At 63.7% G+C, this 23,040-nt stretch carries 41 protein-coding genes and 1 tRNA gene; 16 read left to right on the top strand and 26 right to left on the bottom strand.

Going from position 1 to position 23,040, the window contains the following annotated elements:
* The first annotated feature begins 23 nt into the window (after nt 1–23).
* A complete protein-coding gene (locus AC3WN8_RS03175; protein ID WP_492667926.1) occupies nt 24–467 on the top strand; it encodes a hypothetical protein in 444 nt (147 codons plus the stop codon).
* Here AC3WN8_RS03175 and AC3WN8_RS03170 read toward each other — a convergent pair.
* From AC3WN8_RS03170 to AC3WN8_RS03045, 26 genes are all read right to left on the bottom strand, one after another.
* Nucleotides 464–688, bottom strand: a complete 225-nt coding sequence (locus tag AC3WN8_RS03170) for a hypothetical protein (RefSeq protein ID WP_492667925.1) — start codon at nt 686–688, stop codon at nt 464–466. The genes AC3WN8_RS03175 and AC3WN8_RS03170 overlap by 4 nt on opposite strands.
* A gap of 59 nt (nt 689–747) precedes the next feature.
* The gene (locus AC3WN8_RS03165; protein ID WP_492667924.1) at nt 748–1,137 is read right to left on the bottom strand and encodes a hypothetical protein; all 390 of its coding nucleotides are present in this window, start codon (nt 1,135–1,137) and stop codon (nt 748–750) included.
* 2 nt (nt 1,138–1,139) lie between these two features.
* A complete protein-coding gene (locus AC3WN8_RS03160) occupies nt 1,140–1,571 on the bottom strand; it encodes a phage tail tube protein (protein WP_492667923.1) in 432 nt (143 codons plus the stop codon).
* A gap of 22 nt (nt 1,572–1,593) precedes the next feature.
* On the bottom strand, nt 1,594–1,998 hold the full coding sequence (gene gp17, locus AC3WN8_RS03155) for a tail completion protein gp17 (RefSeq protein ID WP_492667922.1): 405 nt from the start codon (nt 1,996–1,998) through the stop codon (nt 1,594–1,596).
* Between the two features lie 3 nt (nt 1,999–2,001).
* Nucleotides 2,002–2,439 (bottom strand): hypothetical protein, encoded by a 438-nt coding sequence (locus tag AC3WN8_RS03150; protein ID WP_492667921.1) that lies wholly within the window; start codon nt 2,437–2,439, stop codon nt 2,002–2,004.
* Between the two features lie 2 nt (nt 2,440–2,441).
* The gene (locus tag AC3WN8_RS03145) at nt 2,442–2,792 is read right to left on the bottom strand and encodes a phage head completion protein (protein WP_492667920.1); all 351 of its coding nucleotides are present in this window, start codon (nt 2,790–2,792) and stop codon (nt 2,442–2,444) included.
* Nucleotides 2,792–3,364, bottom strand: a complete 573-nt coding sequence (locus AC3WN8_RS03140) for a head-tail connector protein (RefSeq protein ID WP_492667919.1) — start codon at nt 3,362–3,364, stop codon at nt 2,792–2,794. Before AC3WN8_RS03140 ends, AC3WN8_RS03145 begins: the two co-directional genes overlap by 1 nt.
* 1 nt (nt 3,365) lies before the next feature.
* Nucleotides 3,366–3,587: a hypothetical protein gene (locus tag AC3WN8_RS03135; protein ID WP_492667918.1), complete on the bottom strand. Its 222-nt coding sequence runs from the start codon at nt 3,585–3,587 to the stop codon at nt 3,366–3,368.
* Nucleotides 3,588–3,600: 13 nt separating this feature from the next.
* Nucleotides 3,601–3,855, bottom strand: coding sequence for a spike base protein, RCAP_Rcc01079 family (locus AC3WN8_RS03130; RefSeq protein ID WP_492667917.1), 255 nt, complete (start codon nt 3,853–3,855; stop codon nt 3,601–3,603).
* Nucleotides 3,856–3,865: 10 nt separating this feature from the next.
* Nucleotides 3,866–4,288 carry a hypothetical protein gene (locus AC3WN8_RS03125; protein ID WP_492667916.1) on the bottom strand — a complete coding sequence of 141 codons (423 nt, stop codon included), beginning with the start codon at nt 4,286–4,288 and terminating at the stop codon, nt 3,866–3,868.
* Nucleotides 4,285–4,527 (bottom strand): hypothetical protein, encoded by a 243-nt coding sequence (locus tag AC3WN8_RS03120; RefSeq protein WP_492667915.1) that lies wholly within the window; start codon nt 4,525–4,527, stop codon nt 4,285–4,287. The genes AC3WN8_RS03125 and AC3WN8_RS03120 overlap by 4 nt, the downstream gene beginning before the upstream one ends.
* Before the next feature lie 50 nt (nt 4,528–4,577).
* On the bottom strand, nt 4,578–5,819 hold the full coding sequence (locus AC3WN8_RS03115) for a phage major capsid protein (RefSeq protein ID WP_492667914.1): 1,242 nt from the start codon (nt 5,817–5,819) through the stop codon (nt 4,578–4,580).
* 89 nt (nt 5,820–5,908) lie between these two features.
* The gene (locus tag AC3WN8_RS03110; protein WP_492667913.1) at nt 5,909–6,571 is read right to left on the bottom strand and encodes an HK97 family phage prohead protease; all 663 of its coding nucleotides are present in this window, start codon (nt 6,569–6,571) and stop codon (nt 5,909–5,911) included.
* A gap of 8 nt (nt 6,572–6,579) precedes the next feature.
* Nucleotides 6,580–7,815, bottom strand: coding sequence for a phage portal protein (locus tag AC3WN8_RS03105; protein ID WP_492667912.1), 1,236 nt, complete (start codon nt 7,813–7,815; stop codon nt 6,580–6,582).
* Complete coding sequence (locus AC3WN8_RS03100; RefSeq protein ID WP_492667911.1) at nt 7,815–9,620, bottom strand: terminase large subunit; 1,806 nt, start codon at nt 9,618–9,620, stop codon at nt 7,815–7,817. Before AC3WN8_RS03100 ends, AC3WN8_RS03105 begins: the two co-directional genes overlap by 1 nt.
* Nucleotides 9,565–9,945, bottom strand: coding sequence for a hypothetical protein (locus AC3WN8_RS03095; protein WP_492667910.1), 381 nt, complete (start codon nt 9,943–9,945; stop codon nt 9,565–9,567). Before AC3WN8_RS03095 ends, AC3WN8_RS03100 begins: the two co-directional genes overlap by 56 nt.
* A gap of 29 nt (nt 9,946–9,974) precedes the next feature.
* A complete protein-coding gene (locus tag AC3WN8_RS03090) occupies nt 9,975–10,277 on the bottom strand; it encodes a hypothetical protein (RefSeq protein WP_492667909.1) in 303 nt (100 codons plus the stop codon).
* Nucleotides 10,243–10,854, bottom strand: coding sequence for a type I phosphoribosyltransferase (locus tag AC3WN8_RS03085; protein WP_492667908.1), 612 nt, complete (start codon nt 10,852–10,854; stop codon nt 10,243–10,245). Before AC3WN8_RS03085 ends, AC3WN8_RS03090 begins: the two co-directional genes overlap by 35 nt.
* 126 nt (nt 10,855–10,980) lie before the next feature.
* On the bottom strand, nt 10,981–11,187 hold the full coding sequence (locus AC3WN8_RS03080; protein WP_492667907.1) for a hypothetical protein: 207 nt from the start codon (nt 11,185–11,187) through the stop codon (nt 10,981–10,983).
* Between the two features lie 2 nt (nt 11,188–11,189).
* The gene (locus AC3WN8_RS03075; protein WP_492667906.1) at nt 11,190–11,387 is read right to left on the bottom strand and encodes a hypothetical protein; all 198 of its coding nucleotides are present in this window, start codon (nt 11,385–11,387) and stop codon (nt 11,190–11,192) included.
* 44 nt (nt 11,388–11,431) lie between these two features.
* Nucleotides 11,432–11,755 (bottom strand): HNH endonuclease, encoded by a 324-nt coding sequence (locus AC3WN8_RS03070; protein ID WP_492667905.1) that lies wholly within the window; start codon nt 11,753–11,755, stop codon nt 11,432–11,434.
* A 14-nt stretch (nt 11,756–11,769) separates the two neighbouring features.
* A tRNA-Met gene (locus AC3WN8_RS03065) sits at nt 11,770–11,846 on the bottom strand.
* A gap of 138 nt (nt 11,847–11,984) precedes the next feature.
* A complete protein-coding gene (locus AC3WN8_RS03060) occupies nt 11,985–12,485 on the bottom strand; it encodes a hypothetical protein (protein ID WP_492667904.1) in 501 nt (166 codons plus the stop codon).
* A 219-nt stretch (nt 12,486–12,704) separates the two neighbouring features.
* Nucleotides 12,705–13,265, bottom strand: a complete 561-nt coding sequence (locus AC3WN8_RS03055) for a hypothetical protein (protein ID WP_492667903.1) — start codon at nt 13,263–13,265, stop codon at nt 12,705–12,707.
* Nucleotides 13,258–14,784 carry a YfjI family protein gene (locus AC3WN8_RS03050; protein WP_492667902.1) on the bottom strand — a complete coding sequence of 509 codons (1,527 nt, stop codon included), beginning with the start codon at nt 14,782–14,784 and terminating at the stop codon, nt 13,258–13,260. The genes AC3WN8_RS03055 and AC3WN8_RS03050 overlap by 8 nt, the downstream gene beginning before the upstream one ends.
* The gene (locus AC3WN8_RS03045; protein ID WP_492667901.1) at nt 14,781–15,800 is read right to left on the bottom strand and encodes a CHC2 zinc finger domain-containing protein; all 1,020 of its coding nucleotides are present in this window, start codon (nt 15,798–15,800) and stop codon (nt 14,781–14,783) included. The genes AC3WN8_RS03050 and AC3WN8_RS03045 overlap by 4 nt, the downstream gene beginning before the upstream one ends.
* A gap of 306 nt (nt 15,801–16,106) precedes the next feature.
* Between AC3WN8_RS03045 and AC3WN8_RS03040 the strand changes: the two genes are divergently transcribed.
* The 15 genes from AC3WN8_RS03040 to AC3WN8_RS02970 all read left to right on the top strand — a co-directional run bounded on the left by AC3WN8_RS03040 (nt 16,107) and on the right by AC3WN8_RS02970 (nt 22,903).
* The gene (locus AC3WN8_RS03040) at nt 16,107–16,814 is read left to right on the top strand and encodes a S24 family peptidase (RefSeq protein WP_492667900.1); all 708 of its coding nucleotides are present in this window, start codon (nt 16,107–16,109) and stop codon (nt 16,812–16,814) included.
* 191 nt (nt 16,815–17,005) lie between these two features.
* Entirely contained in the window at nt 17,006–17,227 is a 222-nt protein-coding gene (locus AC3WN8_RS03035) for a hypothetical protein (RefSeq protein WP_492667899.1), read from the top strand.
* Nucleotides 17,224–17,493, top strand: coding sequence for a hypothetical protein (locus AC3WN8_RS03030; protein ID WP_492667898.1), 270 nt, complete (start codon nt 17,224–17,226; stop codon nt 17,491–17,493). The genes AC3WN8_RS03035 and AC3WN8_RS03030 overlap by 4 nt, the downstream gene beginning before the upstream one ends.
* On the top strand, nt 17,490–17,978 hold the full coding sequence (locus tag AC3WN8_RS03025; RefSeq protein ID WP_492667897.1) for a hypothetical protein: 489 nt from the start codon (nt 17,490–17,492) through the stop codon (nt 17,976–17,978). The genes AC3WN8_RS03030 and AC3WN8_RS03025 overlap by 4 nt, the downstream gene beginning before the upstream one ends.
* Nucleotides 17,965–18,591, top strand: coding sequence for a hypothetical protein (locus AC3WN8_RS03020; RefSeq protein WP_492667896.1), 627 nt, complete (start codon nt 17,965–17,967; stop codon nt 18,589–18,591). Before AC3WN8_RS03025 ends, AC3WN8_RS03020 begins: the two co-directional genes overlap by 14 nt.
* A complete protein-coding gene (locus AC3WN8_RS03015; RefSeq protein ID WP_492667895.1) occupies nt 18,588–19,235 on the top strand; it encodes a hypothetical protein in 648 nt (215 codons plus the stop codon). The genes AC3WN8_RS03020 and AC3WN8_RS03015 overlap by 4 nt, the downstream gene beginning before the upstream one ends.
* Nucleotides 19,232–19,852, top strand: a complete 621-nt coding sequence (locus AC3WN8_RS03010) for a hypothetical protein (protein ID WP_492667894.1) — start codon at nt 19,232–19,234, stop codon at nt 19,850–19,852. The genes AC3WN8_RS03015 and AC3WN8_RS03010 overlap by 4 nt, the downstream gene beginning before the upstream one ends.
* Nucleotides 19,849–20,172 carry a hypothetical protein gene (locus AC3WN8_RS03005; protein WP_492667893.1) on the top strand — a complete coding sequence of 108 codons (324 nt, stop codon included), beginning with the start codon at nt 19,849–19,851 and terminating at the stop codon, nt 20,170–20,172. Before AC3WN8_RS03010 ends, AC3WN8_RS03005 begins: the two co-directional genes overlap by 4 nt.
* Nucleotides 20,169–20,489 (top strand): hypothetical protein, encoded by a 321-nt coding sequence (locus AC3WN8_RS03000; RefSeq protein WP_492667892.1) that lies wholly within the window; start codon nt 20,169–20,171, stop codon nt 20,487–20,489. The genes AC3WN8_RS03005 and AC3WN8_RS03000 overlap by 4 nt, the downstream gene beginning before the upstream one ends.
* The gene (locus AC3WN8_RS02995; protein WP_492667891.1) at nt 20,486–20,779 is read left to right on the top strand and encodes a hypothetical protein; all 294 of its coding nucleotides are present in this window, start codon (nt 20,486–20,488) and stop codon (nt 20,777–20,779) included. The genes AC3WN8_RS03000 and AC3WN8_RS02995 overlap by 4 nt, the downstream gene beginning before the upstream one ends.
* Complete coding sequence (locus tag AC3WN8_RS02990) at nt 20,772–21,986, top strand: DUF6551 family protein (RefSeq protein ID WP_492668019.1); 1,215 nt, start codon at nt 20,772–20,774, stop codon at nt 21,984–21,986. The genes AC3WN8_RS02995 and AC3WN8_RS02990 overlap by 8 nt, the downstream gene beginning before the upstream one ends.
* Complete coding sequence (locus AC3WN8_RS02985; RefSeq protein ID WP_492667890.1) at nt 21,986–22,243, top strand: hypothetical protein; 258 nt, start codon at nt 21,986–21,988, stop codon at nt 22,241–22,243. Before AC3WN8_RS02990 ends, AC3WN8_RS02985 begins: the two co-directional genes overlap by 1 nt.
* On the top strand, nt 22,240–22,527 hold the full coding sequence (locus AC3WN8_RS02980) for a hypothetical protein (protein WP_492667889.1): 288 nt from the start codon (nt 22,240–22,242) through the stop codon (nt 22,525–22,527). Before AC3WN8_RS02985 ends, AC3WN8_RS02980 begins: the two co-directional genes overlap by 4 nt.
* Nucleotides 22,524–22,769: a hypothetical protein gene (locus AC3WN8_RS02975; protein WP_492667888.1), complete on the top strand. Its 246-nt coding sequence runs from the start codon at nt 22,524–22,526 to the stop codon at nt 22,767–22,769. The genes AC3WN8_RS02980 and AC3WN8_RS02975 overlap by 4 nt, the downstream gene beginning before the upstream one ends.
* Nucleotides 22,766–22,903, top strand: a complete 138-nt coding sequence (locus AC3WN8_RS02970; RefSeq protein ID WP_492667887.1) for a hypothetical protein — start codon at nt 22,766–22,768, stop codon at nt 22,901–22,903. The genes AC3WN8_RS02975 and AC3WN8_RS02970 overlap by 4 nt, the downstream gene beginning before the upstream one ends.
* The last annotated feature ends 137 nt before the right edge of the window (nt 22,904–23,040 follow it).

Here is a 23,040-nt window from a genome sequence, read left to right as displayed (position 1 = left end):
CTCATCGGCGCCGGAGGTGGATCATGTGGATATTGTTGCTATTGGCGGCTGCCGCGCCGGGCTCCTGCCTAAGTCCAGACGACTCAACGCCCCTGGGCAAAGACCAATTGGCGAGAGGCGCTGAATGCAAGAAGCGAGTGCCGTTTCCGCCGGGATATTTCCGGACACCAGGTCCGCTGCCGATGCCCAAACAGATCGCGATCAAAAAGTATTTCGACACGAAATTTTATGACGGCACGTCAATTCGATGGAAGTGGCCAAACCAGGAAAAGAGCCGCACGACTTATTGCGGCTGGCTTAACGCGAAGAACCGGATGGGCGCCTACACCGGCTGGCGAGTATATTACGTATCGTTCGACGATGCTGGGCGCGTGGTGCGAGACAAGGTGCTGGAGGACGGCGAGGACGACGTCTTCGTGAGCTTGATTTGCAAGGAGCAGGTGGCGGCCGGGCCACCAGTCGATTAGCCCTTCTTCCCCTTCTTCGGCTTGCCGCCAAGGAATGCTTCCCAGGCTGCGGCCTGCGCCTTCCATCCCTTGTGCTTCCGTTTACGCGGGTCTTCGCGCTCGCGGGACAGCAGCTTGCGCAGCTCCGGCATTCGCTTGGCCCGGCTGAGCGCCGCGGTCGACCAGGCCTGATAGATGATGCGGTCCTGCTCGGCTTCCTGAGCTTTGCCGACCGCCTCCATGGTCACGACATAAAGACGGGGCGTGGTCGTCCAGAAATGCTCTGGCGACTGCCCCGCCTCTATCCAGCAGCGGTAGCAGTCTTGCCAGTCCCAGCCGCTCCCTTCCTCGGAGGGTTCGCAGTGCCGTCCGTGGCGGCCTCCGGGAAGCTGGCCGACATTGCCTTGATCACCAGCTCGACGGCCTGGACGAGGCCAAGCGCCTGGATGATGTCGCCGGCCGTTTCCGCGCTGATGTCGCCGTGATGGCGCGACAGCGCGATCCGGAAGATCGTTCGGATCTTGCCCGGCGATTTCAGTGCTCCATCGCCGAGCTGATCGACCGACACGCCCAGCGCATCTTCGAGAAGACACAGCGCATTGAAGTCGAGCACCAGCACGCCGCCATTCTCGAAGCCGTCGATCGCGACAGCGGGGAACGAGACTTCCCCCTTGATCTTGTTCGCTGCCATGATCAGGGCGCCGGCGTCATCACGGGCTTGCCCGAGATTTTGAAGGTTGCGGATCCGGTCATCTTGTCGCGCAACGGCGTCGCGGCCGCATGTGCGGTGAAGAAACCCTTGATCGCCAGCTTGGCGCCGTTGGGATATTCGACTTCCCATTCCTCGACGACGTTGGTCGCGAAGCTGTCGCCCACGAGATCGTCGTCCGCTTCGCCCGGGATCAGGTTGTAAACGAGCGAGCACTCGTTCGCGTCGCGGATTCCCGGCTTATATTCGGCCCACATATCGGGGCTGGTCATATGCGTGAAATCGACCGCGTCTCGCGACATCTCGGGCGGGTTGAACTCGACCACTTCGGCCAGAACGGTATAGGTGCTCGGGCCCGTCTTCTTTTTGAAGAGGGTGCCATAACCAATGTCGGTGTCTTCAGCCGTGGCTGCCATGACGTTTCTCCTGTGGTAAAACTTAGGGGAGGCGGACCCACCACACATTCAGATCGATGCGGGTGCGGTAGACGATGCCGGACGGCGTCGAATGGTAATCGCTGGACCGGTCGATACTGAAAATGCGCAGTTTGACGGTGCCGATCACGCCGCGCAGGCCATGGAGGCCGTCAGGCGCGGGGCGCTCGATCAGGTCGGCTATGTCGTCCGCGGCCTTTTCAGTGGTCGCCCAGCTATCGACCTGGACGCGGCAGTCGCGCCAGGCGCCGGGTTTGGCGAGCATGATGTCGAGAATGCCGCTGATCAGATGGATCGAGACGCCGGGATACGGATCGCCCTGCGGGCGGGTGCCCCAGTCGACACGGGGGCCGACGATCGCGGTGACGTCCGACATTCCCTGGATCAGGCCACGAAGGACTTGCTTCATGGGTCACCCTCCCTGCCGGCGAAGCCTGCGGCGCGCTGCTCGTTCCGCCGTGCTGATCAATTCGGCGGCAAGGTCTTCACCGACGCCTTCGAGCAGCGCGTCCTTATGTTCGTCCCAGGCGCCGCGCATGTAGCCGGCCGGCGGATTGTTGGGGGAGCCCATCTCCTGCGGCAGTGCCTGCGGATAGCCCTGTTCGTTCGGGCCCATATAGACCTCGGTCGAAGCCTTATCGCCGCGGAACTTCCGGCCAGCCTTGCCCTGCCGGGTGCTGATGATCAGGCTCGCCTTCAGGTCGCCCTCGTCTTCCGGCGCAAGGTCGACCGCCGTATCGCGCATGGGCTCAAGCCGTTTCTTCCCGACGCGGGTCAGCGCAGCATTGCCAGCGGCTTTACCAATCGCACCAAGGGCGCGGCGGACATCGGCCAGGCCGTCAACGCGCATCCTCACAGGGTCATGTCCGGACGCGCGATCGCGGTGATCTCGATGGCGTCGTCGCGTTCCTCGCTGTCCTTCGTGCCTGTGACCTCGAAGGTTCTGCCCCGATAAACCAGATAGTCCTTGCCGGTGATCGTTATGGTCAGCGGGTTCGAGCGCACGAGGAAGCGCGAGGTAAGATCCTGTCCTTGCTGCGCGGCCCGTACGCGCTCGCCGTCGCTCACATCCGTCTTCTTCGCGGGCTGCGGCGTGCCGAGCTGGACCGGCGTTCCGCGCACGCGGGCGATGCCATCGTCGGTCAGCGGCACCCGCCAGAACTGAATGCGGCGATCAAGCTCGCCAGCGCCGATCCGCGCCATCAGGGATATTTCCGAAGAGGTGCGAGCAGGTTCTCGACGGTCGTGCTCATCGGCACCTTCGTTGCGATCGTGCCCGCCACGGTGGTTTCGCGGAAACGATAGAGGTCACCGACCATCAACAGGATTGCGGCCTTGACCACGGCGAGCGCCGGATCGTCCTCGTCATAGCCAGCATCATACTGGATCTGGACCGCTTCGCGCTGCATCCTGGGCGACGGCCAGGACTTACCGAATGCCGGCGTCAGAGACTGGCCGTAGAGGGCATAGTCGTCGGGATCGACGACCTGGTCGGCGCCGTCGGCATCGATATAGGTAACGCTGATGACGCGCGCGATCTCCGGGTACGGCAGGACGATGGAGCCGCAGCCGAAATTATCGACAAAGGCCTCCAGTACCTGCGCGCCGATCGCCCGCCCCAGCCAGCCGCCCGGGCCATCGAGATTGCCGGTCGCGGCCGCGATTGCGGCCTCGACCTGAACCTTCTGCGTGAGATCGCCGGCCAGGTTCAGATGCGCGTCGGCATCTTCCCATGTGACGATCGGCACAGGCCGGGTGACGACACGAACACGCATATCAGGGCTTCGGCGTCTCGACGGGCTTGGTCGCCTTTTCTTCTTCCTCGACCGCCTTGCCGCGCTTCACCCAGTCGTCGGCGAGGCCTTTCGGGAGGTGTTCGCCGGTTGTGAGCGTGACACCCTTAGCGACCCGGCCGTCGGTGGTGATCGGCCAGTCCTTCACTTCGGGCTTCGTCTTCAGCTCGCCATTCAGGATGGCGATCTTCGTCTTGATCTTCATGGGAGACTCCTCGTTAATCTGCGACAGTTGCCCATGTGCCGGTCGCAGCCGTCACGCGGCGCACGACATAGGGTGGGCTGAAGCCGACGGGACAATCGGTGAAGGTGACAGTCTCGGCATTTTCGTTGCCCTCGGGAACGAGTGTGACATTGCCGGCAGAAGTGCAGACGATCGCCTTTGTATTGACCGGCAGATCGGTTGAGCCGGGGGCGATGGGCAGCCCCTTTGTGCCGAACGTCGTCGGACCCTTTGCGCGCGAAGCGGGCATGCGTGCCTCCTCAGGTGTTGGTCAGGGCGGCGCTGATGACCATGCGGCCATTGGGGAGGATGACGGCCAGATAGGCCGCTTCCGTCCCGGTATCGGTCCAGGTCAGATCGATGTCGCCGTCAGCTTCCGAGATTGCCATGAACAGCTTCTTGGCGACGATCGGCAGCAGCGCGCCGTCGGTGCCGATCGCGATGCCCGTGGAACCGCCAGTGCCGACGAACGCATCGCCATTGGCATCCGCCAGGACAGCAACCCGCACGACGCCGCGGTGGGCGAGGTCCTTGCCCTGTGCGTCCTTGAGCTGGATGGTGATGGCGCGGACATTGGTGTTCTCCGCGCCGACGACGATGCTCGCGCCCGCGACCTGGCCGCCGATGTCCACGACATCGCCGACATCCGACACCAGCGTGCCGGGGTTCGGACGGCGGATCACTTGCCTTTCTCCTTCGAGGGGGCCTTGTTTTCCTCGACCTTCTCTGCCTTGTTTTCGTGGGGCGGTTCCGCCTTCTGGCCCTTGGGCGCCTCCAGCACACCGGGCACCAGATTGGCGACGACGGTGGGATCCGCGAGGCGCGTTTCGCCGACCGCGAAGTGATGAACGACGGTGCCGTCATCGGTGATCTTGTCGCCCGTATGCTCACGCACGACTTTATAATTGACCAGTTCGGCCATGATGCTTCTCCTTTGGGAAAGGTGGGCGGGGCGAGCGCCCCGCCACACAATCAGCCGATGGCGTCGCTGAAGTCGCCGTAGATCAGCGCGAGCGCCTTCTTGATGGCGAGCGCAACGCGCTCCTCACACCGCATGGTGTAAAGATTCTTCTCGAAGTCATCACTGTTCTCAGACGCGATCACGACCTCGGGCGCCATGCGGTCATAGAGCGTCTGGAGCTTGAAGCCGCCGACAAGGAACTTGTCGATGGTCATTGCCGGGGTGGCGACGACCGGCTTCGACCACAGCCGCGGGCCGGCCATGTTCATCGGATTGGCGAAGACATAGGCACCGTCGCCCGTCTTCGTCAGCTCGATGTCCGCCCAGTCGGCAGGGTTGAGGGCGATACCATCCGTTGGGAACAGCGCCAGCTCTGCCTGGAGCAGGGCCAGACGGATCACGTCGATCTTGTTGCGGTTGGCAACAACGATCGGTGCCGCATAGGCGGTGGCGGACGGGATCAGACCGGTAAGGTGCTGGCCCGTGCCGTCGCCAGTCAGCAGCTCGGTTTCCTCGGCGAGCGCCAGACCATAGCGCATTTCGCTATCCACCTCGCCCTGAAGCTGGACCGCATCTTCCAGCGCCTGCCGGGTCAGCTTGGCCAGGTGGGCGATGGTGCGCACCGGCGCGTTGACCAGTTCCCAAATATAGTTGCTGGTCGGCTTGGTCGCGCCTTCCGCCACGACGGCCGCGTTGTTGGTGCGGGTGGTCTGCCGGGCATAGTCGATGCTGCCGCTGGTCGTGGGAACGACGGTCAGCAGATCCCGGATCGTCAGCTCACGACGCGGAAGCGAGACGACCGTCGGGTCGCGCATGCTCCATGCCGCAGCCTGGGCGGCCGTGATCGCCTTCACGCGATCCGAATCCTTCAGCTCGATCCGGATGCTGCCGTCGAAACCCTTCTCGGCAAACGCCTTGAAGCGATCGGCATCGACGACCTGGCCGCCATACGACTTGACCTCATCGTCGCCGTCGCCGGGCTTGCGGGCCATTTTTTGCTCAACCTGGCTGAGCTGTTCGCGCAGGACGTTGATGCCGGTCAGCGCCTCGTCGACCGTCTTCTTGGTCTCCTCCGAAAGCCCGCCGACCCGCTTGGCCTCTGCCATGGCGTCGTCCGCCTTTTTCAGCACTTCCTCGTGCTTCTTGTCGATCGACTTGCGCAGATCGTCGGCCATCTGTTCGACCGACTTGGTTTCGGGGTGGCCCTCGCCATCGCGAATATAGCGACCCAGGCTGCGCTCAGCCTTGGTCATGATGCCGATCCGGGGATTGAAGCCGGCGCGAGCGCCAGCGAGAAGGGAACGCTTCGTCATGATTTTTCTCCAGTGGGGAGTGTGGAAGGTCAGGCGCGCAGGACCTCAAGGAACCTGCGCAGGTGGTCATCGGCCTTCGCTTCGGGCTCCCCCCGAAGATGCGGCGCTGCCTTGCCCGCGATCGCCACGGCCAAGGATTTCGAGAATCCGCCTGCATCCCGCAGGAAATCCTCAAACTCGCGGACAGTCGGCACATTGCCGGCCGCCAGAATATGTTTCACGGCCTCGACGCGCGCGCGATCATTCGCGGCAAACGTGACGATCGAGACCTCTCTCAGTTTCAACTTCTTGAGCGAAACGACGGCCGGCTTCGTGGCGTGCGGGCCCGCATCGAGCGTGCGATAGCCGATCGACAGTCCGTCCAGGGCGCCTGCCTTCAACAGCGCATAGGCTTCGCGCGCCTTCGCGACCTCGTCGATCAACAGCCGGCCGCGCACCTTCAGACCTTTGCGATCCTCGCGCAGATCCTCCCAAACGCCGATCGGCTGTTCGCTGTCATGCTGCCAAAGCATCTTGACGGTGGGCGCCTTCGTGCCGGCCTCAGCCAGCGACTGGGTGAAGGCGCCGGGTTCGACGACCTCGCCATAGCTGTCGACATTGCCGAAGATCGAGCCGTAGCCCTCGAAGCTGCCGTCGTCGGCGATAGCCTTGATGTCCAGCGGTTCGCCGCTGTCCTTGGTGAGCAGGGACATGATCGCTCCTATTCGGCCGCCGGAGTGGCGTTGATCGCGGTGGGCGTGGCCGTCATGGTGAGGGGGACGTTCTGCATCTGGACACGGTTGATGTCCCCGCCGGGCACCGGCGGGAAATTCTCGAAGGCGCAGACCTGGTTGACGTTGAGCCAGCCCTTATCCAGGCCAGCGCCGTAGAAGGCCGCGCGCTCGGCGGGGGAGCCGCGCAACAGGCCCTCCATGTTGAACTCGATCGTGATGCCGCGGGCGATGTCTTCGGGCGTCAGCAACTGCTTGCGCAAAGCGGCCTCGATCTTCTTGAGGCGGCGGCGAAGTGTGAATTTCTCGAAGCTTCGGGTCATGTCGGTGATGCTGCTACCGAGCTGGGTATTGCCCGCCGTATGGCCGATCATGTGTGGCGGAACGCCGAACAGCCGACAGATCTCTTCGACCGAGAAGCCTTTCGATTCCAGCATCTCCAGGTCGGCCGGCGACATGGTGAGCTGTTGCCATTTGAGCCCGTGTCCGAGCACCATCGGGCGGCCGGCATTCGATGCGCCCTGATATTTGCGCTCGAGCAGTTCCTCGACTTCCTTCACCTGTTCGGCGGTGACTTTCGCGTCGCTCTGATAGACCCCGCTGGGACGCATGGCGTTCTTGACGACTGTGCTCGACGTGCGATTGAGCGCCCGCGCATAGCCGAAGGTCTCGGCACCAAAGGACAGCGTCGACAGTCCGCCCAGCGGATCGCCGCCGAAGCCCCGGATGTGAAGAATATTCTCGCTCGTCTCGACGCGCGATTTGCCGTTCCATGTCCAACGATATTCGATCTCGCCGTCTGACCGCCGGCCGCGGGAGACGATACCGGGCGGCAGCGGGTCGAGCCCAATGATCTGCCCGCCCGAGCCGCGAAGCTTTTCAGCGATACCGTCGCCCTGCAACTCCAGCGAGACGCATAGAAATTCCCAGAAGTCGACCGCGGTCTGATCGGCATTCGGATCATCGTGCAGGATGCGATAGAGCCAATGGTCTGTGGCAGCCTCCCGGCCCGCGCCCTTCGGCCGATACACCATCAGGGGCAGGGTGGCCTGCGTCCCGGCCAGAAGCATGATGCATGCCGCAGCCGTTGGCAGCGCGAATACGGTACGCTCGGTGACGATCTCGCCCGCGGTGTTCGCGGTGCCGGGGCCGCCGTCCGCACTGGTGCGCGTGCCCAGGCGGATAATGCCGCTCAGGCGATCGATGAAGCCGGTGAACCAGCTCATCAGGCAAGGCTCGCCAGAAGGGCGGCGACGTCGCTTTCCTGTGGCGGAAGCTGCATCGGCTTCATTGCGTTGATCACAGCGTCGATGCCGTCGATCTTGTTCGGGGACATGGTCGTCTCCTTCTTCGGCAAGATCGATCCGTTGACATGGCGCGTGACCACGGCGTTGCCGATCATCCAGTTCATGACCGGGTTGCCGTCGTGCTGGATCAGGTGAGGACCGGCTTTGATCCGGGCCTCGAAATCCTTGGCGGGGTCAGTGACGTTGCCGGCGTTCTTGTGGAGGATGGAGGCAAAGTCGCCGTCGCCGCCGTCCAGGTCCTCGTTCAGCCGCGAGGCCATTGCCTGGCCGGCTGCGAATTGATCGAAGACGACATTCTTGATCGACAGTACACCGGCCAGCCGGCGGATATGGCGCTCGACGCGGTTATGATCGACGAAGTCGCCGGGCGTCGTCCAGAGCCAGCGGCCATCCTTCCATTGACGATAAAGCTCGACGATCTGCTTCGAAGCGGGGTCCGCCCGGCTCAGCGCGACCTCGGGCAGGAAGAACCATGTCTTCACCAGCAACCGGCCTTCGCGATCGAGGGCGACCAGCGAGACCGCCGTGATGTCGTCCTTGTCGGCGAGATCGGCGCCGATGTAGCAGTCGAGCCCCCGGAAATCACTGAGGCGAAGCGCCTTGTTCGTGCAGGCGATCCAGGCCGGCGCACTCAACCAGGCGGTCGCGGCGCCCATCCAGCGGTTGAGGCGCTTCGTGAAAAACTCGGTCTCGCTACCGGGTGACCCCTTGGCGAGGATGGCGAGGCCGCGCATCGACTTCAGCGATGGCGTCACCGGCATCAGCGGATTGGCTTTCGGCCAGTTCCGCTCGTCATAGGGATCGTCGCCCACGGTACGTTCGGGCGTGAAGTCGGTGGGGCCGTCCAGCGTGAAGATGATGCCGAAGACGTGATCGGCGGTGATGAGCCCGGCCAGCACCTTCGTCAGGAAGGTGCGGACCTCATAGCAGACGCCATGCGTGTTCGTGCCGGCGGTGGTGATCTTCCAATACAGCGGGTTCCGCCGGGCGCCGTCGGCCGAGTGGATCACGTCGTAGAGCGATCGATCCTTATGGGCGTGCAGCTCGTCGAGGACCGCGCAATGCGGGTTGTGCCCGTCCTGGGTCGAACCCTTCGCGTTGATCGTGTGGATGACGCCGCCATTGTCCAGGCATTCGATCGCCTTCGCCCATACCTTCAGCCCGAAGGCTTCGCGGAGCGATGCCAGCTTCGACACCATCTCCTTCGCGGGCTTGAACACCTTGAGCGCCTGGGCGCCGGTGGTTGCGCCGATCAGGTTGAGCGGGCCGGGCTCCTCTTCGCAGCACAGGCAATAGAGGATCACGCCCGCGGTCAGCGTCGACTTGGCGCCCTTGCGCGCCATCTCGATATAGACGTCGGTGAATCGGCGGAGCCCGGTGGCTTTCTCGCGCCAGCCGAACACCATTGCGAGGATGAAGATCTGCGCCGGCTCCAGCGTGATCGTCGGGGTGTCCCACTGCCCCTCGATGTGAGGCAGCTTCTCGATGAAGTCGCAGACGTCGTTGGCGTGCCACTCGTCGAAGCGGAACAGGTAGATCTTCGATCGCGACGCCTTCAGGTCGTCGAGGTGGCGCTGTGCGGCCTGTCGAACGAACTTGCAGTGCTCGACCTGATCCTTGTCCCCCGCAGCCTTCTTGGCATAGGCGAGGGCGATGGCGGCATAATCTCTAGCGTGCCCGGCTTCCGTTTCGGCTGAACGGGTTTGTGTTTTTGCTCGGGTCATCCGCCACCTTGCCGACACGGCTCTTGCGGCCCGCGATGCCCATCAGCTCCGCATATTGGCGAAGGACCGTCAGATAGGCTGCGGGCGGAGGCTGGCCGGCATTGAAGGCGGCGCGCACCAGCGCTTCAGTTGAACAGTATCGGGCGAAGTGCGAACTATCGACCTCGGTGACGCCCGCGATCATCGCCCGGCCAATCTCTTCCTGCCAAACGTCGATCGCCTCGGGCGTGAGATAGTCGGGCATGGCAGGGGGCGAGCCCGGCACCGTGACCTCGCCGGTCTTCGCGTCACGATAAGGGCGGAGGGTGCCGCGCGCTTCCTTCACGCTGCGGGGCTCCGGCTTGCGGCCAGGTTTCATGTCAGCGTCACCGGCTTGCCGGCCGCGTGAGCGCGATCGATCGTATCCTCTGTCCCGCCGCGACGATCGGTGGAGACGAACGCAATCACCTGATCGCAGTCGTCGACGACCACCTGGTTGCGAGCGTAATAGCGCCGGGTTGATTCCCCGCGGCTTCGAACGCCCTTCAGGTCGGGTAGATGCTCGACGACCTGGAGGCCGCGAGCGCGCGCGGCATCGGCCGCCCATATATCAACGCCACGGCATCCGCCGCTGATCACCACGTCATCGGGCTCCAGCCCATTTACGGCCGCTTCCACTGAAGATCGATCGAGGCGCTTCCGGCTTCCCACTATCGCGATCCGGGCCACGCGTGCCTCCAATCCATGCGATGCCGAATGCCTCGACGCCGCGATCGCGCAGCGCGGTCAGCGCTTCCTCCAGATGCCAGCCCGACGTCGCGACATCGTCGACTACGATCAGCGCTGGCGGAGGTGTCGCGACCCATTCGAGGGGCGGCAGCTTGTGAAATTCCTTCGGGTGCGAGACGCCATCGACGAAGCGATCGGCCCAGCACTGGACGAATGGGATGCCCAGATCGGCGGCGACGCCTTCGGCGAGACGCCTGCCCAGGCAGTCAGGCACCCGGCTATGACCGCAGGGCACCGATGTGATGGACGCTTTCGGACTGGATCCGAACAGCTTGCGGATGATCGCAGCGATGTCGGAGACGCCAGCATCGCAGGTGTCGGAACAGCCGTGCGCCTTCGCCGTCTTCAGTGCGCGGATCGTGTCCGCCTTCACGTCGGCCCGCCAACTGCGCGCAGTCATGTAGCTGATCGCGTTCCGGCTGTAGATCGCCGGCCGCTGGACCAGGGAAGCGAGGATTTCGGCCAAGCCGCACCCCCTTTGAAATTTAATTGCGCCCCGAAGTTTAATTCGCGCGTGCAAAAAAAAGACCCCACAACGCGGTCCCCATAGGTGCGCGTCCGGACTTTTGACCCACCCCCTCCCCGATCGGCGTCACGCCCGATGGCGTGCCACCCTGTTCGGCTTGGCGTCATCCTCCATCTCGACCTTGATCTCTGACTTCGTCGGCAGGATCAGCGAGGCGAAGCGCAGGACCTGCAATGCCAACCCGATGCGGAAGGTGAAGCGCTTTACGCCAGTGACACGCATGCGGATCGTGATATCCTTTGCAGGGGCGTTCACGTTGAGCGGATAGATCATGCTCATGCCCAGCAGACCATTGCCCCGTCGATGCGGAACGTCACGGTGATGAACGCGTCCTCGCCGATCGATGCGCGGGTGTCGACGGCAGTCTGTCCGGGAAGCGGATGGCCGTTGCGATCGCATAGCACCAGCGCTCGCTCGCCTTGCCCACCGCCTGGTGCGTCACACACCTTCACGAGTAGTTCGCGACTGGCCATCTTCGGCTCCTCACTCTTGGGTGTGTGCCTCATGAGCAAGCCCATCATGTTCGCTTCCTCGCTTTCGCCCTCGCGCTCTCTGCCGCCGTCTTCACGGTATGGCAGGGGCGGCACAGGGCCTGATAGTTGGTTCGTTCGTCCGATCCGCCTTCAGCCTTCGGGATGCGGTGGTCGGCGATCGTCGCCGCGGTGATCCGTCCTGCCTTATTGCAGATCCTGCACAGCGGTTCCTCGCGCAGCACCTGGGCACGCATCAGGTCGTGGGCACGCCCATAGCCGCGCTCTTGCCGGGATGCCCGCTTGTTCCAGTTCGACGCGATGCACGGCGCGCGGGGTCGGGTGCGGAGGTTCGGGGGCTTGCTGGGCATCGGCCCTCGCTATCTGGACGCAGGAGCGGGATTCGAACCCGCGACCTTCGGAGTATGAACCCGACGAGCTACCGGACTGCTCTATCCTGCATTGAATTGATCATGCCGTAGGACGACCCCGAAACCGCAGTCCCGTGGTAGGTGGCGAGGGGAGCAAGGTTTAACCCGCTCAGCACTGTGCTCGCCTGGTCGCTAGAGCGACGGTGCCCTTCGGCTGGTCCCTATATGCCTAATCTTGGCGCAGAAGGGAAGTGTCGACTTCGATTTCTGTCCACCATCCCGGCAGAAAGACCATGGTGTGCTTACCGTTCGATTCCGTGACGGTGCCGGAGAGGCCCGCGAATGCACCCTCCGGCATGTCGACGACAGCGCCGACGGCCAGCGGCTCGCCCTTGCTGGCTCGCCGAACCTTCCGTCGCAGGATCGCCCGGTTCTCCGCCACACGCAGCGAGCCGAGAGAGGCGTCGGTTATCTTCGGGATGCCGTCGCCATAGTGGAAGATGCTGAATTGCGGGTGCCGCCGGCTCGGGCTCGATACGATGGACATTAGATCGGACTGGTGCTCGGCGCGCGCAAAGGCGAAGGTCGGCAATAGCGCGGCGTCCTGTTCCCGATGAGCGCGAGACCGGGGAACGCGGCGCGTCTGCGTGTGGCGCGGCGTCCAGACCGAATAGCCCGCATTGGACAGCGAATCCACAAGCGCCAGCGTGCGCGCTCCCGATACCCGCAAGATGATCCACTTCCCGCCAGGCTCTACTGTCGCAACTGTCGCAACTGTCGCAGGGGGCTCTGCTACAGAGCTTAGATATTCCCCTATGTTCATATATTGTTCTCCAACATGTATATATATAGCAATAGGTTAGCGCCCCTCATTCCGCTGTTGGAATGTGGTGGAAGACCCTCCGATCGGGGTTGCTGTCGCAGAACTGTCGCAGCCATGTTGCGACAGTTACGGCCCGCTGCGGAATGCGAAGGCTTCCCACAGGAAGGTCCGATGATCCCGCGCCATGCGATAGTATTTCAGGACGCTGCCGCAGCGGTCGCGCATCGCCGCGTGCGAGGTCGTGATGTCGGTCAATTCAGTGTCGAGCCTCGCAAGCGAGATGGCGAGACCATCCCGATCGACCCGCCGCGCGAGCGGATGGATGTGGCACCCGAACAGCTCCAGCGGTGTCCAGCCCAGATCAAGCGCCTGGCGCCCCCACTTCACCGACAGATCGAGCGCGAGCCATACCATGCGATCCCAGGATTTCTCGGACATTGCGATCGGCCGGCGAAGATCCTGCAGGGTCGCGAGACCAGCTGACCATGGAAATTCACCTTCAGGGAGCTGCGACAGTTGCGACTTTGCGACAGTTTCGGCTCGCACAGCTCGAAAACGGCGGAAATCATAGTCTTTGTCCATGCCGGCGAAGGTGTCGACGGCTGCGACAGTTTCCGGGGACGCCTGCGACAGTTGCGACCGTTCGCGCTCAGCCTGGATGAAGCGGGAGGGGTCGAACTTACCCACGGCCGACCTGAACCCGCCAGCATTCGCGGGCATGTTTGCCGCCCACCGGCCCGCCGCTGGGCAGCTTGGGTGACAGGTGGTCGTTGCGGATCAGGGTCTCGATAACCGGGCGGATCCCGTCGGCGCCGATCTTGCGAAACTGGTTCGGACCCTTGTTCGAAATCATCCTGATCGAGATCAGGTTCTCATCCCATTTTTCCTTCAGCCAGTCGGACAACGTGGACGCCATCGCGGTCACCGGGTCTACCGGCTCCATGCCGATCAGGCGCAGCGCCTCGGACAGGTAAAATTCGGCCAGCTCGATACCGCGCGCCAGCAAGGTTGCGTCGATGACCTGGAGCCGTGCGCCTTGCTCGAATGCGCCCAGTACCGCAGCGATGCGCGCAGCCTGTTCGGGCAACTTGCCGACGAAGCCCTGGACGTCCTGCAGATCCCCATTCGGGCCGACCCGCCGCTCATTTACATTGTAAAACTCCCACCACATGCGTTGCGCGTCCTCGGTCATTCGCAGTCCGCGCGGCTTCAGGATGTTGGTCTCTGGGTCGAGTGGTAGCGGTGCGCGGATGATGTCGGAGACGCGTTGGCGATAGTCGCCCATCTCCCGATCGAAACCGTCCATGTCCATCAGGTCGGGATCGACGATGCGCTGGCCGGCGAGGCTTTCGGGCTGGGTGACGAGCAACCGACTCAGGAAGCCCTGCCCCTTCATCTCCGCGTCGCCCATGAGCTTTCCCGCCAGGACGGGCTGGATCATCAGGTGGAATGTGAGACGGCGCCCGTAGAGCATGGACGCGCCCTCTCCCCCGGTCAGGCGCTGGATCGGCTTTCCGTCCCACAGGTCACTGAGCGTGGCGACGGTGTTGAGCCGCTGATCCTCGCTCATCCCGAAGCCGCCAAGCCAGGATCCGCCCTCGTCCGACATGAGGCCGAGCGATGGCCGGGCCTTCTCGAAATATTTGAGCAAGCCCTGGGTGGTGCCGGCGCGCGCGATCAGGATTGGCTCCATGGGATCCGCCGGTTTCTCGCCGATGTCCTTCAGCGCGGCCTCCAGCGCTTGCGGTCCACGCGCCTTGTTCGCCTTAATCGCCTCCGCCTTCGCGGTGTCCCATGCCGCTTTCTTCGCGATCATCCCGCCGTTTTCGAGCGCGTGCTTGTCGTGCAGCTCTTTCTGGTATTCCTCGGCGGGCGCCATGAAATATCCGTCGGACGTCGACTTGCGCTCGCCCGTGGTGGCGATCGTGACGAAATAGAGCGTCGTCGGCCGATATTGGCCAGTTGGTAGCCGGACGTCGAAATGCGCCTGGATGGCCAGCGAGCAAGCGCTGAGCGCCGACTGAGCGGCAAGGCTGGCCGGCACGAAGGCATGACGCATCACCGCGCGCGTCGCGCTCTCCAGCACCGGGCCCAGCGCATGGAGCGGGTATTCCTGTTGCCGTTGGGTGGCGCCGGTCAGCGGGAGCGGATCGGAGGTCGTCTCGCGCGCGCCAGCGCTGCGGTCCTCGAAAATGCCGTCCGTCATGACCGGACACCCTGCAACTCGTCATTCCAATCGCGGAAACCGTCGGACGGGTAGATTTCCGCAACGCGAAGGCCCTGATCGAGATAGGCGGCGCGACTTTCGTCGACCGCCTTCCGGCCAGCGGCGTTGTTGTCGCCGGCCAGCGTGACCTGGACAACAGAAGCAGGGAGGTCGACGCGCGGCATCAGTGCCGTTCCGCACGCGACCCATACATTCCGCCCGGGCAGACCCTGCGCGAGCGAAAGGCCGTCCTCCGGCCCTTCGCAGATCACGACCTCCTCGAGACTGGTTTCGGCAACACCCGCGCGGAACGAAGATCCGACGATGACGCCGAGCGACAACTTCGGCTTGCTCATACGCGCCTTGCTTTTGCCGTCGGGCGCAAGGAATATCCGCTGCACGCCGATGACCTGGCCATGGAGATCGACCAGCGCGCAGATCATCGCAGGATAATCGCGGCCGACCTCGCCGGTTTCGGGATCCTTGAACCGCGGCGTCATCGCGAACCGGACGGACGCCGGCAGGTCCATCGTAATTCCGCGGGACCTGCAATAAATCTCCGCCAGCGTTCCCGCGGCAGGGGCGCCCGATTCCCAGACCGATCGTGCCTCGGCGATCCGCGCGGCCGTGGCGACCGCTTCCTCCTTGCGCAACTTCGCACGCTGTTCGGGCGTCACCTCGGGATAGGTCCCGCCTTCCAGCGTGCGCAGCGCGTCCATGAAGCTGAGCCCGACCTTCGCGCGCAGGAAGCCGATCGCGTCGCCGTGCGCGCCGCACCCAAAGCAGTGATAGAAGCCCTTGCCCTCGTTGACCTCCATCGAAGGAGTGCGCTCGTCATGGAAGCAGCACAGGCCGACCAGTTCGCGCCCGCGCTTTTTCAGCGTCGTGTAGGGTCCGATGATGTCGGTGAGATTGGTCCGCGCCTTTGCATCATCGATGCGCCGCGCGAAATCGGCCTGATCCAGCGCGTCACGCCGGTGTCCGCTACCGGATAACCGGCGCGCTCCCCCGGCCACGGTTATTGCGCCTCTGGTTTAGCGCGTTGCTGCGCCTCGGTCCGCATAAAAGCGCGCACGCGCTCTGCTGTCTCAGGCCAAACCCTTCGGCCCAGGCGCACCTGTCGAACGAAATGGCGGTCGCCGGTTGCGCGCGCGCTGAACCCTGTCGGTGTCATGCCCGTGAGGCCCAAGAAGACCTCGATCTCATCTATGAGTGCATCTGTCATTAACCCCTCTTATGCGTGTGATTGGTCACACTTTCAAGCCATATCGGGTTTTGCGTCACCATATGGCGGGGGGAGTGGTTTTTTGGCACACTGCGACATGGCATCTGAATCAGCAATCGACATCGTGCGTGTCCGACTGGGCGCAGCGATCGCGGCGCGGAACGTCAGCGCCAAGGCGCTGGCCCGAACCGCCGGACTGGGCGAAACGGTCGTCCGCGACATTCTCCAGGGAATGACGAAGGACATAAAGCTCGGGACGGTTGAGAAGCTCGCCCAGGCGCTGGGTCTGACGATCGGGGATCTGTTGCCCGATGCGTTTGGCCGGGCCGCAGCGCGCCAACAACAGGTGGTTCAATCCGACCACCCAATGCTGGTGTCAGCGTCGGCTGGCGATGGCGCGATCGCGCTTCGTCAGGTTGACTTGGGTTATGCGATGGGCCCAGGCGCGGAGATCGAGGATTTCCCTGATGAAATGCCCGTACTGTTCGACCCGGGTTTTCTGCGAGCTCTTACCCAAGCCGCGCCTGAGCGCCTATATGTCGCACGCGGCGATGGGGACAGCATGTTCCCGACAATGGTGAACGGTGACCAGGTAATCATCGACACCACTCAGCGCCGGCTTCACCTTCAGGATCGGATATGGGCGGTCAGCGTGCACGGCGCCAGCATGATCAAGCGGCTGCGCACGATCGGTCCGAACCGAATCCGCATTATGTCGGACAACCCCGTTATTCCTCCCGAGGAGGTCGACGCCGAAGACCTGTTCATTGCCGGACGCGTTGTCTGGATCGGGCGAAAAGTCTGATCACAATGAGAGTGTGTTGAAAAACACTTAACCGCTTGACAGTGTGATACGTCACACGCATACCTGCCTCATCAGCTGATCGCCTACGGGCCGAAGACGCTGGTTCGCGCAGGAACGCACTGACGGCGGTAGTCGGGCAAATGCCCGCCCCATAGCTGGTCGATCCTGTGACTTTGAGCAGGAGACCAAGCATGGCCGACGCCGCCGTTACGCCGAGAATGAGCGCCCTCCAGCGCTTTCTCGCAGCAATCGAGCCCTGGTATGACTGGGGTACGATCAACACCGTGAACATGGACGCACGCACCTTCGACGATCAGGTCGACGGCGAGGTCCGCTTCTTCGAGATCCAGTGGTTCGGCCTGCACTTCGGGGTGCAGTTTGGTCGCGTGCCCCGGAACGGGGGTGGCCAGTGACCGTCAACATCAACAAGGGCGCCCCGCGCCTTCCCCAATACGACAACCTTGCCGCCGCCTCCGCGCGGATCAGCAATGACATCAGCGTGATCGACGTGCTGCAGCTTGCTCAGCGCGAAGTCACCGCAATGCTGCGGGCGGCCTTCGAGGACTGCGACGAGGCCGATCGGCTCATCTTCATCGAGCATTCCCTGAACATCCTCGATCAGGCGAAGAAGACCGTGGCAACGATGATGAAGGCGCCAAATGTGGAGCTGGCATCGTGAACGCAGTCTATTGTGAGGCGCGTGTGCCAGCGCTGACCCGGGTCGCCGCTGACACCGGCATCCAGCTTCGCGTCTTCGTAGCACCGCCTCCCCGACACCTTCTCCACCTGAACGAGAATCCGGCCCTCCGGCCCATTTTGGAGGCGGGCGAGGTCGCGGTGGTCGATCCTGATTATCACTGGCCGGAGGAGGGGCAGTTCTTTCTTAGGATGTCGCAGTGTCGAGAATGGTCAGGCGGGACATTCCGCCGGTCATATTCGATCGTCGAGACGTCGCGCTGCCACAAACGCGGCTTGTGGATGACCCACCCATTCTACCGGTCTCCGAATTATAAAGCCGCCGTCCGCGCAGGTGAGCGCATCCGCCCCGGCGGATTCTCGGACGGCCCGTACATCGACGACGTCGGGGTGGCTGACATGCTGCTCGGCAAGGTCGTCGGCATCCTTCAACCCACATTGATTGGAGCGAGCAATGGCGCGCACTGATAAGCCGAGGGTCGACCTGTCGAAGGCCGAACCCATCGAGACGGCGATCGCGACGCTGGAACGATACGACGTCGAGGTTGATCCAAAGCGCTATGCGCTGGCGTTCCTGACTGCGCTGGACGCGTCCGACATCAGCATCATCGTCGAAATGTCGTCGGAAGGCGAATGCCTTCGCGCCGGCATAAAGATGGACGAGCAGGAGCGGCTGCGTGTCGCGCGCCATGACGCGCTGTTCGAGCATCTCAAGGAAGTCCCCGCGCGTCGCGCCGCCGTGATCGCGTATCTGAACAGCGCTGGTCGGTTCGACGACAGCCGCAGCTACGACACTGCCGAGGAAGCCGTCGCCGCCATGCTCGCGATCGGCGGGTGCCTCATGCTGGACCCGACAGGTGAGCTGGATGAGAAGTTGCGGCTTCCGCCTGGAAAACATGTGGTCGAGGTCGACGTCTGCGAGGGCTGGCCCCGCAAGCGGGTGCTTCACCGATACCGCAACACGATCAGCGACAAGGTCGTCGCCGAGCAGGTTCGTGCGATCGTTCGCGCCCAGGGCTTCCTGCATGTCGGGTCCGGCTGGTTCGTCCTCGAGAACGGTTCCGCGCAGGTGGCACCATGAGCGGCCAGCCCACCCGGCGGGCGCTACTCGGCGCAGCCGCAGCCCTTCCGGTATTGTCCGTGTCCTGCGCGCCTCAGCCCGCCGCCGCGGTCCCCGCCGCAACGGATGTACGGTTCATGCGCCTCTATCGCGCATGGGAGAAGGCCAACGCCATCAACGAGCGATATTGCAGCGAGGTATGGGAGCCAGCGCATGATCGCTTCGAGGCGGCGGTCGCCGCGATCCCGCACGAAAACTGCCCGCACTCCTTTGTGAACTTCAAGGGTGAGGTGCATCGGTTCACGACCGATGGCAATGCCGCCCGCATGGCCCGGCAGGTCCTGCGGGACGAAGGGGAGCCCGCCCCTGGTCCGGCCGACTCTGATTTCATCCGTGATTGCCGCTGGCTGGTAGACGCAGACGATCGCCGCAACTTCCAGATCGAAGCCCTGAAGGTCAGCACCGGCTACGACGCGGCGACCGATCGCGAACAGACGCTGGGCGACCGCCGATACGCGCTGGAATGGGCGGCGATCGAATGCCCGGTGACGACGCTCGCCGCGCTGGCGCTCAAATGCAAGCTCGTACGCCGACACCCCGATTGCGAGCCTGAGACCTATCTGATCGCGGACATCCTCCGCATGGCCGGGGAGACGCCAGCATGAGCGCGTATATCGTAATCAAGAAGGCCACGCCGCATCCGCTGGATGCGAGCTGGGCGGCGGCAAGCGAGGCTCTGTCCAACGCGGAGGCAGCGCTGGAAGCCTTGGGCGACGACTTCACCGACGAGCAGTTGAATGCGGCGGGCGACGCGCGGACCTGGGCAATTTTGGCAATCCAGGCGCTCCCCGCGCGCAACATCGACGACGTGCTTGTGAAGCTCGATGCAGCGCGCAGCGAGGCCGACGATCACGTCATCCGGAACGATTGCTCGTTGGCGAAGATCTCGGATGAGCTGTGTGACGTCTTAAACGCGGCCTTGGCCCCGGCTGCCAGTCCTGCTGATTGGAACACGGCAGTGGAGAACTACGAGGCCGCGAAGGCAACATATGATGCCGCCGACGCCATGGCCAAAGAGCCGGCGAACATAGATGAACTGGTCGTCGCCATGTACGCGGCGATGGATCGGCTGGCCGATTGTCCGGCCCCTGATCACGCCGCCCTCGCCTTCAAAATCGCGCTCCTGCGCGACCGTTACGACGGCAGCGGACTGCCCGACGACGTATTCGCAACATGGATCGCCGACGTCTGTCGTCTGGGTGGCCTGGAGATGATGGCGTGACCGACGATCGCCTGGATAGCCTGTGCGGCACCTGCCACTATTGGGCGCGGGGCGCGTCGCATTTCGCCGCCGAACCCGTGAAGATCAACCCGAATAGCGAGATCGGCGCGTGCCTGTGCGCACCGCCCGTTGTGCTCGTCACGGGCACTGGGAATGGCGTGACCATCAACCCGATGACCCATGAGACGCGCAGTTGCGAAATGTGGTGTCCGGATCCTGGTGGGGTCGATTACGATCCTGACCCGCCCGCGCTGATCGTGCCGGAGCGCGCAGGCTCGCACCTTCGCGCCGTCGAAGACGGGCCGAGGGCTGCGGCATGACGCTGAAACGAGATGCCAGGGCGGTCGACGCCTACCGCGACAAGCTGCGCGACGGTTTCATGACGACGGTGATCGAAGCCAGCATCGTCGACAATTCAGACGGCACCCGCACCGCGGCGATTATCAGCGGCGATGTTGTGGACGAGCTGCTGAACGTCATGGCGCTCCTGATCCACTCGTCTGTCGACTGCGCGACACCTTCGAAGACGCGCGCCACCTGCGATGTGCTGGCGCGGAAGCTGCAGCGTCGCGTCGCGGCCGTGAAAGGGACGGACACCAGTTTCATGACCACGATCCATCTGGACGATCCGCAATGACCGATCCCGTCACCACACCGCGCGAGAGCTATGCCTTCGCCGTTTGGCGCAAGGGCAAGCCGATGCCGCACCAGCGCGAGCAGTCGCTGGACGCCGCGCGCGACGAGGCCGCCCGGCAGGCGAAGCGCCGGCCGGGCGCGAAGATCATCATCATGCAGGAGATCGAGCGCGTCTCCGTCCTGAAACCCATTCCGTCCGACGCCCCACGGACGGACGAGCCGGGCGGTCACCACCCCCGATCGCCCGGCTCAACCATAAGCGGCGGAGGGGGCGGTGCCGATCATGGGTGATGCTCCACAGCTGGCGGTCCAATCCTGGATCAACAAGGGCTCGAACCCGTATCCCGATTGGATTCAGGAGCACGTCGCCGGCAAACGCGAGCCTAACGGATCGTTCCTGATCCATACGATGATCGGGCGCGCGAAGGTGCAAGCGATCGTTCTTGTCGGCATGATGGCCATCCTGCGTAAGGGCGTCGTCTATGCGCGACACCCAAGCGAGGCCCGCGCGCTACTCGTCGAACTGGACGAGCTCGAAGCGCCGGCCCCGCCGCATTCGCGGACCAAAGATCCTGAAGCGGCCATTGCGGATCGGCGCGACGACACCGACGACATCAGCGCGCGGATCACGGCGCAGCAACGTGCGGCCAAGCCTGCCCCCGTCGCAGCCGCGAAGCCAAGGCCGAAGGCGCCGGAACGACGGCAGGCATACCCAGCCCCGCTGGGTGCGCCGCCGACAATCGAATGGATCGGTGTCGACCGGCTGTCGATCGACGACGCCTATCAGCGCTCGACGGACAACGACGCATCGCGCCGTCTGATCGCCAGCATCGCCGCGAAATTCGACTGGCGGCTCTGCGCACCGCTGGTCGTATCGCGCCGGCCCGACGGCCGGATGGCCGTGATCGACGGCCAGCACCGGACACTTGCGGCTAAGCGCCGCGCGGACATCCCTCACCTCCCCTGTTGCGTCTTCAGCTACGACGGTCCCGAGGAAGAGGCGCGCATGTTCATCGCCGCGAATCGATCGCGGAAGCCTATGAACCGGCTGGACGATTTCCACGCCGCGCTGGCGGCGGCGGATGACGAGGCCTTGGAGATCCAGCGCCTTGTGACCGATGCGGGGCTGACCATCGCCCGCAACACGTCATCGACGGCATGGGCGCCGGGTGAGATCGCGTTCACCGCCTCAATCGCGAGCACCATGCGCAAGCACGGTGCTGCGGTCACGTCGGCGGCACTGACCAATTTGGCCGGGGCGTTTCCCAGTCAGCGCGTCGTCCATTCCGGTTCAATCTTTCTCGGACTGGTGAAGGTGCTCGCGCATCCACCGGAAGGCCTCGACCGCGATCGGCTGTTCCGCGCGCTGGTTCGGTACAACGCCGAGGAATGGGGCGCCTTCGTGCAAGGCCTGAAGGGTGGGGACACCCGCGCCAGCGCGATCCAGGAAGCCCTGATGATGGCTTACGACGAAACGCCAGCGGAGGAGCCGGCATGATGACCAACGATATTCTGGGGTGCGGTGAGAAAGTGCGCCAGCTGGGACTCGATCCGCCATCGCTAGACGATCTGGCGCGAGATCTGGGGTCTGCCGGCGACTGGCTGAACGCTGCAGTCGTCTATCTGAAAGACAAGGTGTCTGGACGCGACGATGGCGCGGTGCGCGTGTCGGTCGCGGCGCTTAGCCTGCTGCTTGCGCACCTCGACCAGCTGGAGGCCCGCGAAGCCGAAGCGGACCGGCCGGGCGCCGCATGACCGAAATCGAGCGCCTGATGATCAGCCTGGGCGTAGAGGCTGAGCGCGAAAGACTGGAGCACCCTGAGCGATGGCGCACGAAACGCCGCGCGGTCGGGATATGGGACAATGCGGCGATCGTCGCCTTCACCGCGATTGTCACAGCGATCCTGGTCAAGGGGTTCACGCGGGAAGTCGTGAGCAGCGTTCTGGACATCGTCAGCGGCAGCGTCGTAACGCTGCTGCTGATCTACCTCTATCCACCCGAGGTCCGGACCATTCACAAGCGGAGACGCGGGGTATGAGCGCCGATGTGATTGACCACCCGTCTCGCACGACCGCGCGGAAAGCGCGCGACTGGATAGCGGCATGGGAACGATGCGGCGGGCGCTTCGCGATCGTCGACGACGAAGTCGCCATGCATACCGCAGATATTCCGAAGCCGATTGCAGAAGAAGTGGTCGACCTGGTCCTGTGGACCGTGGCGTGGCCAGGGCACTGGAAGACAGTGCAGCGGATCATTGTTGCCGAGGATAAGGCGATATGATCACCATGATCGCCACCGCGTTCGGCGCGGCGGGCTGGCTGGCCGCGATCGCGCTGGGCATCGCGTGGTTCCGCGCGCACGACGCTGCAGAGATCGCGACGGTCCGGCTTGAGGCGATGGAGCGGCACAAGTGATTGTGTATTGGTTGTGTAAATATCGCTTGCGTTACGCTGCATCATTGTGTAGTGGATACACACACGATGGATAGTCAGCCCTTCACGGAGATGACCGCCATCCTGGAGCGCGCGGCGCGGAACGGCACCAAGGCCCA

Source organism: Sphingobium sp. FW305-3-2-15-F-TSA7 (assembly GCF_058787155.1).
The sequence above is the reverse complement of the archived record's forward strand: the minus strand, read 5'-3'. Positions and strand labels throughout refer to the sequence as shown.

Bases quoted from the DNA above. Each gene is read 5' to 3' on its own strand.
- AC3WN8_RS03120 (WP_492667915.1), bottom strand. From the start codon at position 4,527: ATGGCCGAACTGGTCAATTATAAAGTCGTGCGTGAGCATACGGGCGAC.
- AC3WN8_RS02985 (WP_492667890.1), top strand. From the start codon at position 21,986: ATGACCAACGATATTCTGGGGTGCGGTGAGAAAGTGCGCCAGCTGGGA.
- AC3WN8_RS03170 (WP_492667925.1), bottom strand. From the start codon at position 688: ATGGAGGCGGTCGGCAAAGCTCAGGAAGCCGAGCAGGACCGCATCATC.
- AC3WN8_RS03165 (WP_492667924.1), bottom strand. From the start codon at position 1,137: ATGGCAGCGAACAAGATCAAGGGGGAAGTCTCGTTCCCCGCTGTCGCG.
- AC3WN8_RS03150 (WP_492667921.1), bottom strand. From the start codon at position 2,439: ATGCGCGTTGACGGCCTGGCCGATGTCCGCCGCGCCCTTGGTGCGATT.
- AC3WN8_RS03075 (WP_492667906.1), bottom strand. From the start codon at position 11,387: ATGGCCAGTCGCGAACTACTCGTGAAGGTGTGTGACGCACCAGGCGGT.
- AC3WN8_RS03015 (WP_492667895.1), top strand. From the start codon at position 18,588: ATGAGCGGCCAGCCCACCCGGCGGGCGCTACTCGGCGCAGCCGCAGCC.
- AC3WN8_RS02975 (WP_492667888.1), top strand. From the start codon at position 22,524: ATGAGCGCCGATGTGATTGACCACCCGTCTCGCACGACCGCGCGGAAA.
- AC3WN8_RS03135 (WP_492667918.1), bottom strand. From the start codon at position 3,587: ATGAAGATCAAGACGAAGATCGCCATCCTGAATGGCGAGCTGAAGACG.
- AC3WN8_RS03080 (WP_492667907.1), bottom strand. From the start codon at position 11,187: ATGATCTATCCGCTCAACGTGAACGCCCCTGCAAAGGATATCACGATC.
- AC3WN8_RS03110 (WP_492667913.1), bottom strand. From the start codon at position 6,571: ATGTCCCTGCTCACCAAGGACAGCGGCGAACCGCTGGACATCAAGGCT.
- AC3WN8_RS03160 (WP_492667923.1), bottom strand. From the start codon at position 1,571: ATGGCAGCCACGGCTGAAGACACCGACATTGGTTATGGCACCCTCTTC.
- AC3WN8_RS02970 (WP_492667887.1), top strand. From the start codon at position 22,766: ATGATCACCATGATCGCCACCGCGTTCGGCGCGGCGGGCTGGCTGGCC.
- AC3WN8_RS03115 (WP_492667914.1), bottom strand. From the start codon at position 5,819: ATGACCAAGGCTGAGCGCAGCCTGGGTCGCTATATTCGCGATGGCGAG.
- AC3WN8_RS03105 (WP_492667912.1), bottom strand. From the start codon at position 7,815: ATGAGCTGGTTCACCGGCTTCATCGATCGCCTGAGCGGCATTATCCGC.
- AC3WN8_RS03130 (WP_492667917.1), bottom strand. From the start codon at position 3,855: ATGCCCGCTTCGCGCGCAAAGGGTCCGACGACGTTCGGCACAAAGGGG.
- gp17 (WP_492667922.1), bottom strand. From the start codon at position 1,998: ATGAAGCAAGTCCTTCGTGGCCTGATCCAGGGAATGTCGGACGTCACC.
- AC3WN8_RS02980 (WP_492667889.1), top strand. From the start codon at position 22,240: ATGACCGAAATCGAGCGCCTGATGATCAGCCTGGGCGTAGAGGCTGAG.
- AC3WN8_RS03175 (WP_492667926.1), top strand. From the start codon at position 24: ATGTGGATATTGTTGCTATTGGCGGCTGCCGCGCCGGGCTCCTGCCTA.
- AC3WN8_RS03100 (WP_492667911.1), bottom strand. From the start codon at position 9,620: ATGACCCGAGCAAAAACACAAACCCGTTCAGCCGAAACGGAAGCCGGG.
- AC3WN8_RS03050 (WP_492667902.1), bottom strand. From the start codon at position 14,784: ATGACGGACGGCATTTTCGAGGACCGCAGCGCTGGCGCGCGCGAGACG.
- AC3WN8_RS02990 (WP_492668019.1), top strand. From the start codon at position 20,772: ATGGGTGATGCTCCACAGCTGGCGGTCCAATCCTGGATCAACAAGGGC.
- AC3WN8_RS03010 (WP_492667894.1), top strand. From the start codon at position 19,232: ATGAGCGCGTATATCGTAATCAAGAAGGCCACGCCGCATCCGCTGGAT.
- AC3WN8_RS03140 (WP_492667919.1), bottom strand. From the start codon at position 3,364: ATGCGTGTTCGTGTCGTCACCCGGCCTGTGCCGATCGTCACATGGGAA.
- AC3WN8_RS03070 (WP_492667905.1), bottom strand. From the start codon at position 11,755: ATGCCCAGCAAGCCCCCGAACCTCCGCACCCGACCCCGCGCGCCGTGC.
- AC3WN8_RS03000 (WP_492667892.1), top strand. From the start codon at position 20,169: ATGACGCTGAAACGAGATGCCAGGGCGGTCGACGCCTACCGCGACAAG.
- AC3WN8_RS03145 (WP_492667920.1), bottom strand. From the start codon at position 2,792: ATGGCGCGGATCGGCGCTGGCGAGCTTGATCGCCGCATTCAGTTCTGG.
- AC3WN8_RS02995 (WP_492667891.1), top strand. From the start codon at position 20,486: ATGACCGATCCCGTCACCACACCGCGCGAGAGCTATGCCTTCGCCGTT.
- AC3WN8_RS03035 (WP_492667899.1), top strand. From the start codon at position 17,006: ATGGCCGACGCCGCCGTTACGCCGAGAATGAGCGCCCTCCAGCGCTTT.
- AC3WN8_RS03040 (WP_492667900.1), top strand. From the start codon at position 16,107: ATGGCATCTGAATCAGCAATCGACATCGTGCGTGTCCGACTGGGCGCA.
- AC3WN8_RS03020 (WP_492667896.1), top strand. From the start codon at position 17,965: ATGGCGCGCACTGATAAGCCGAGGGTCGACCTGTCGAAGGCCGAACCC.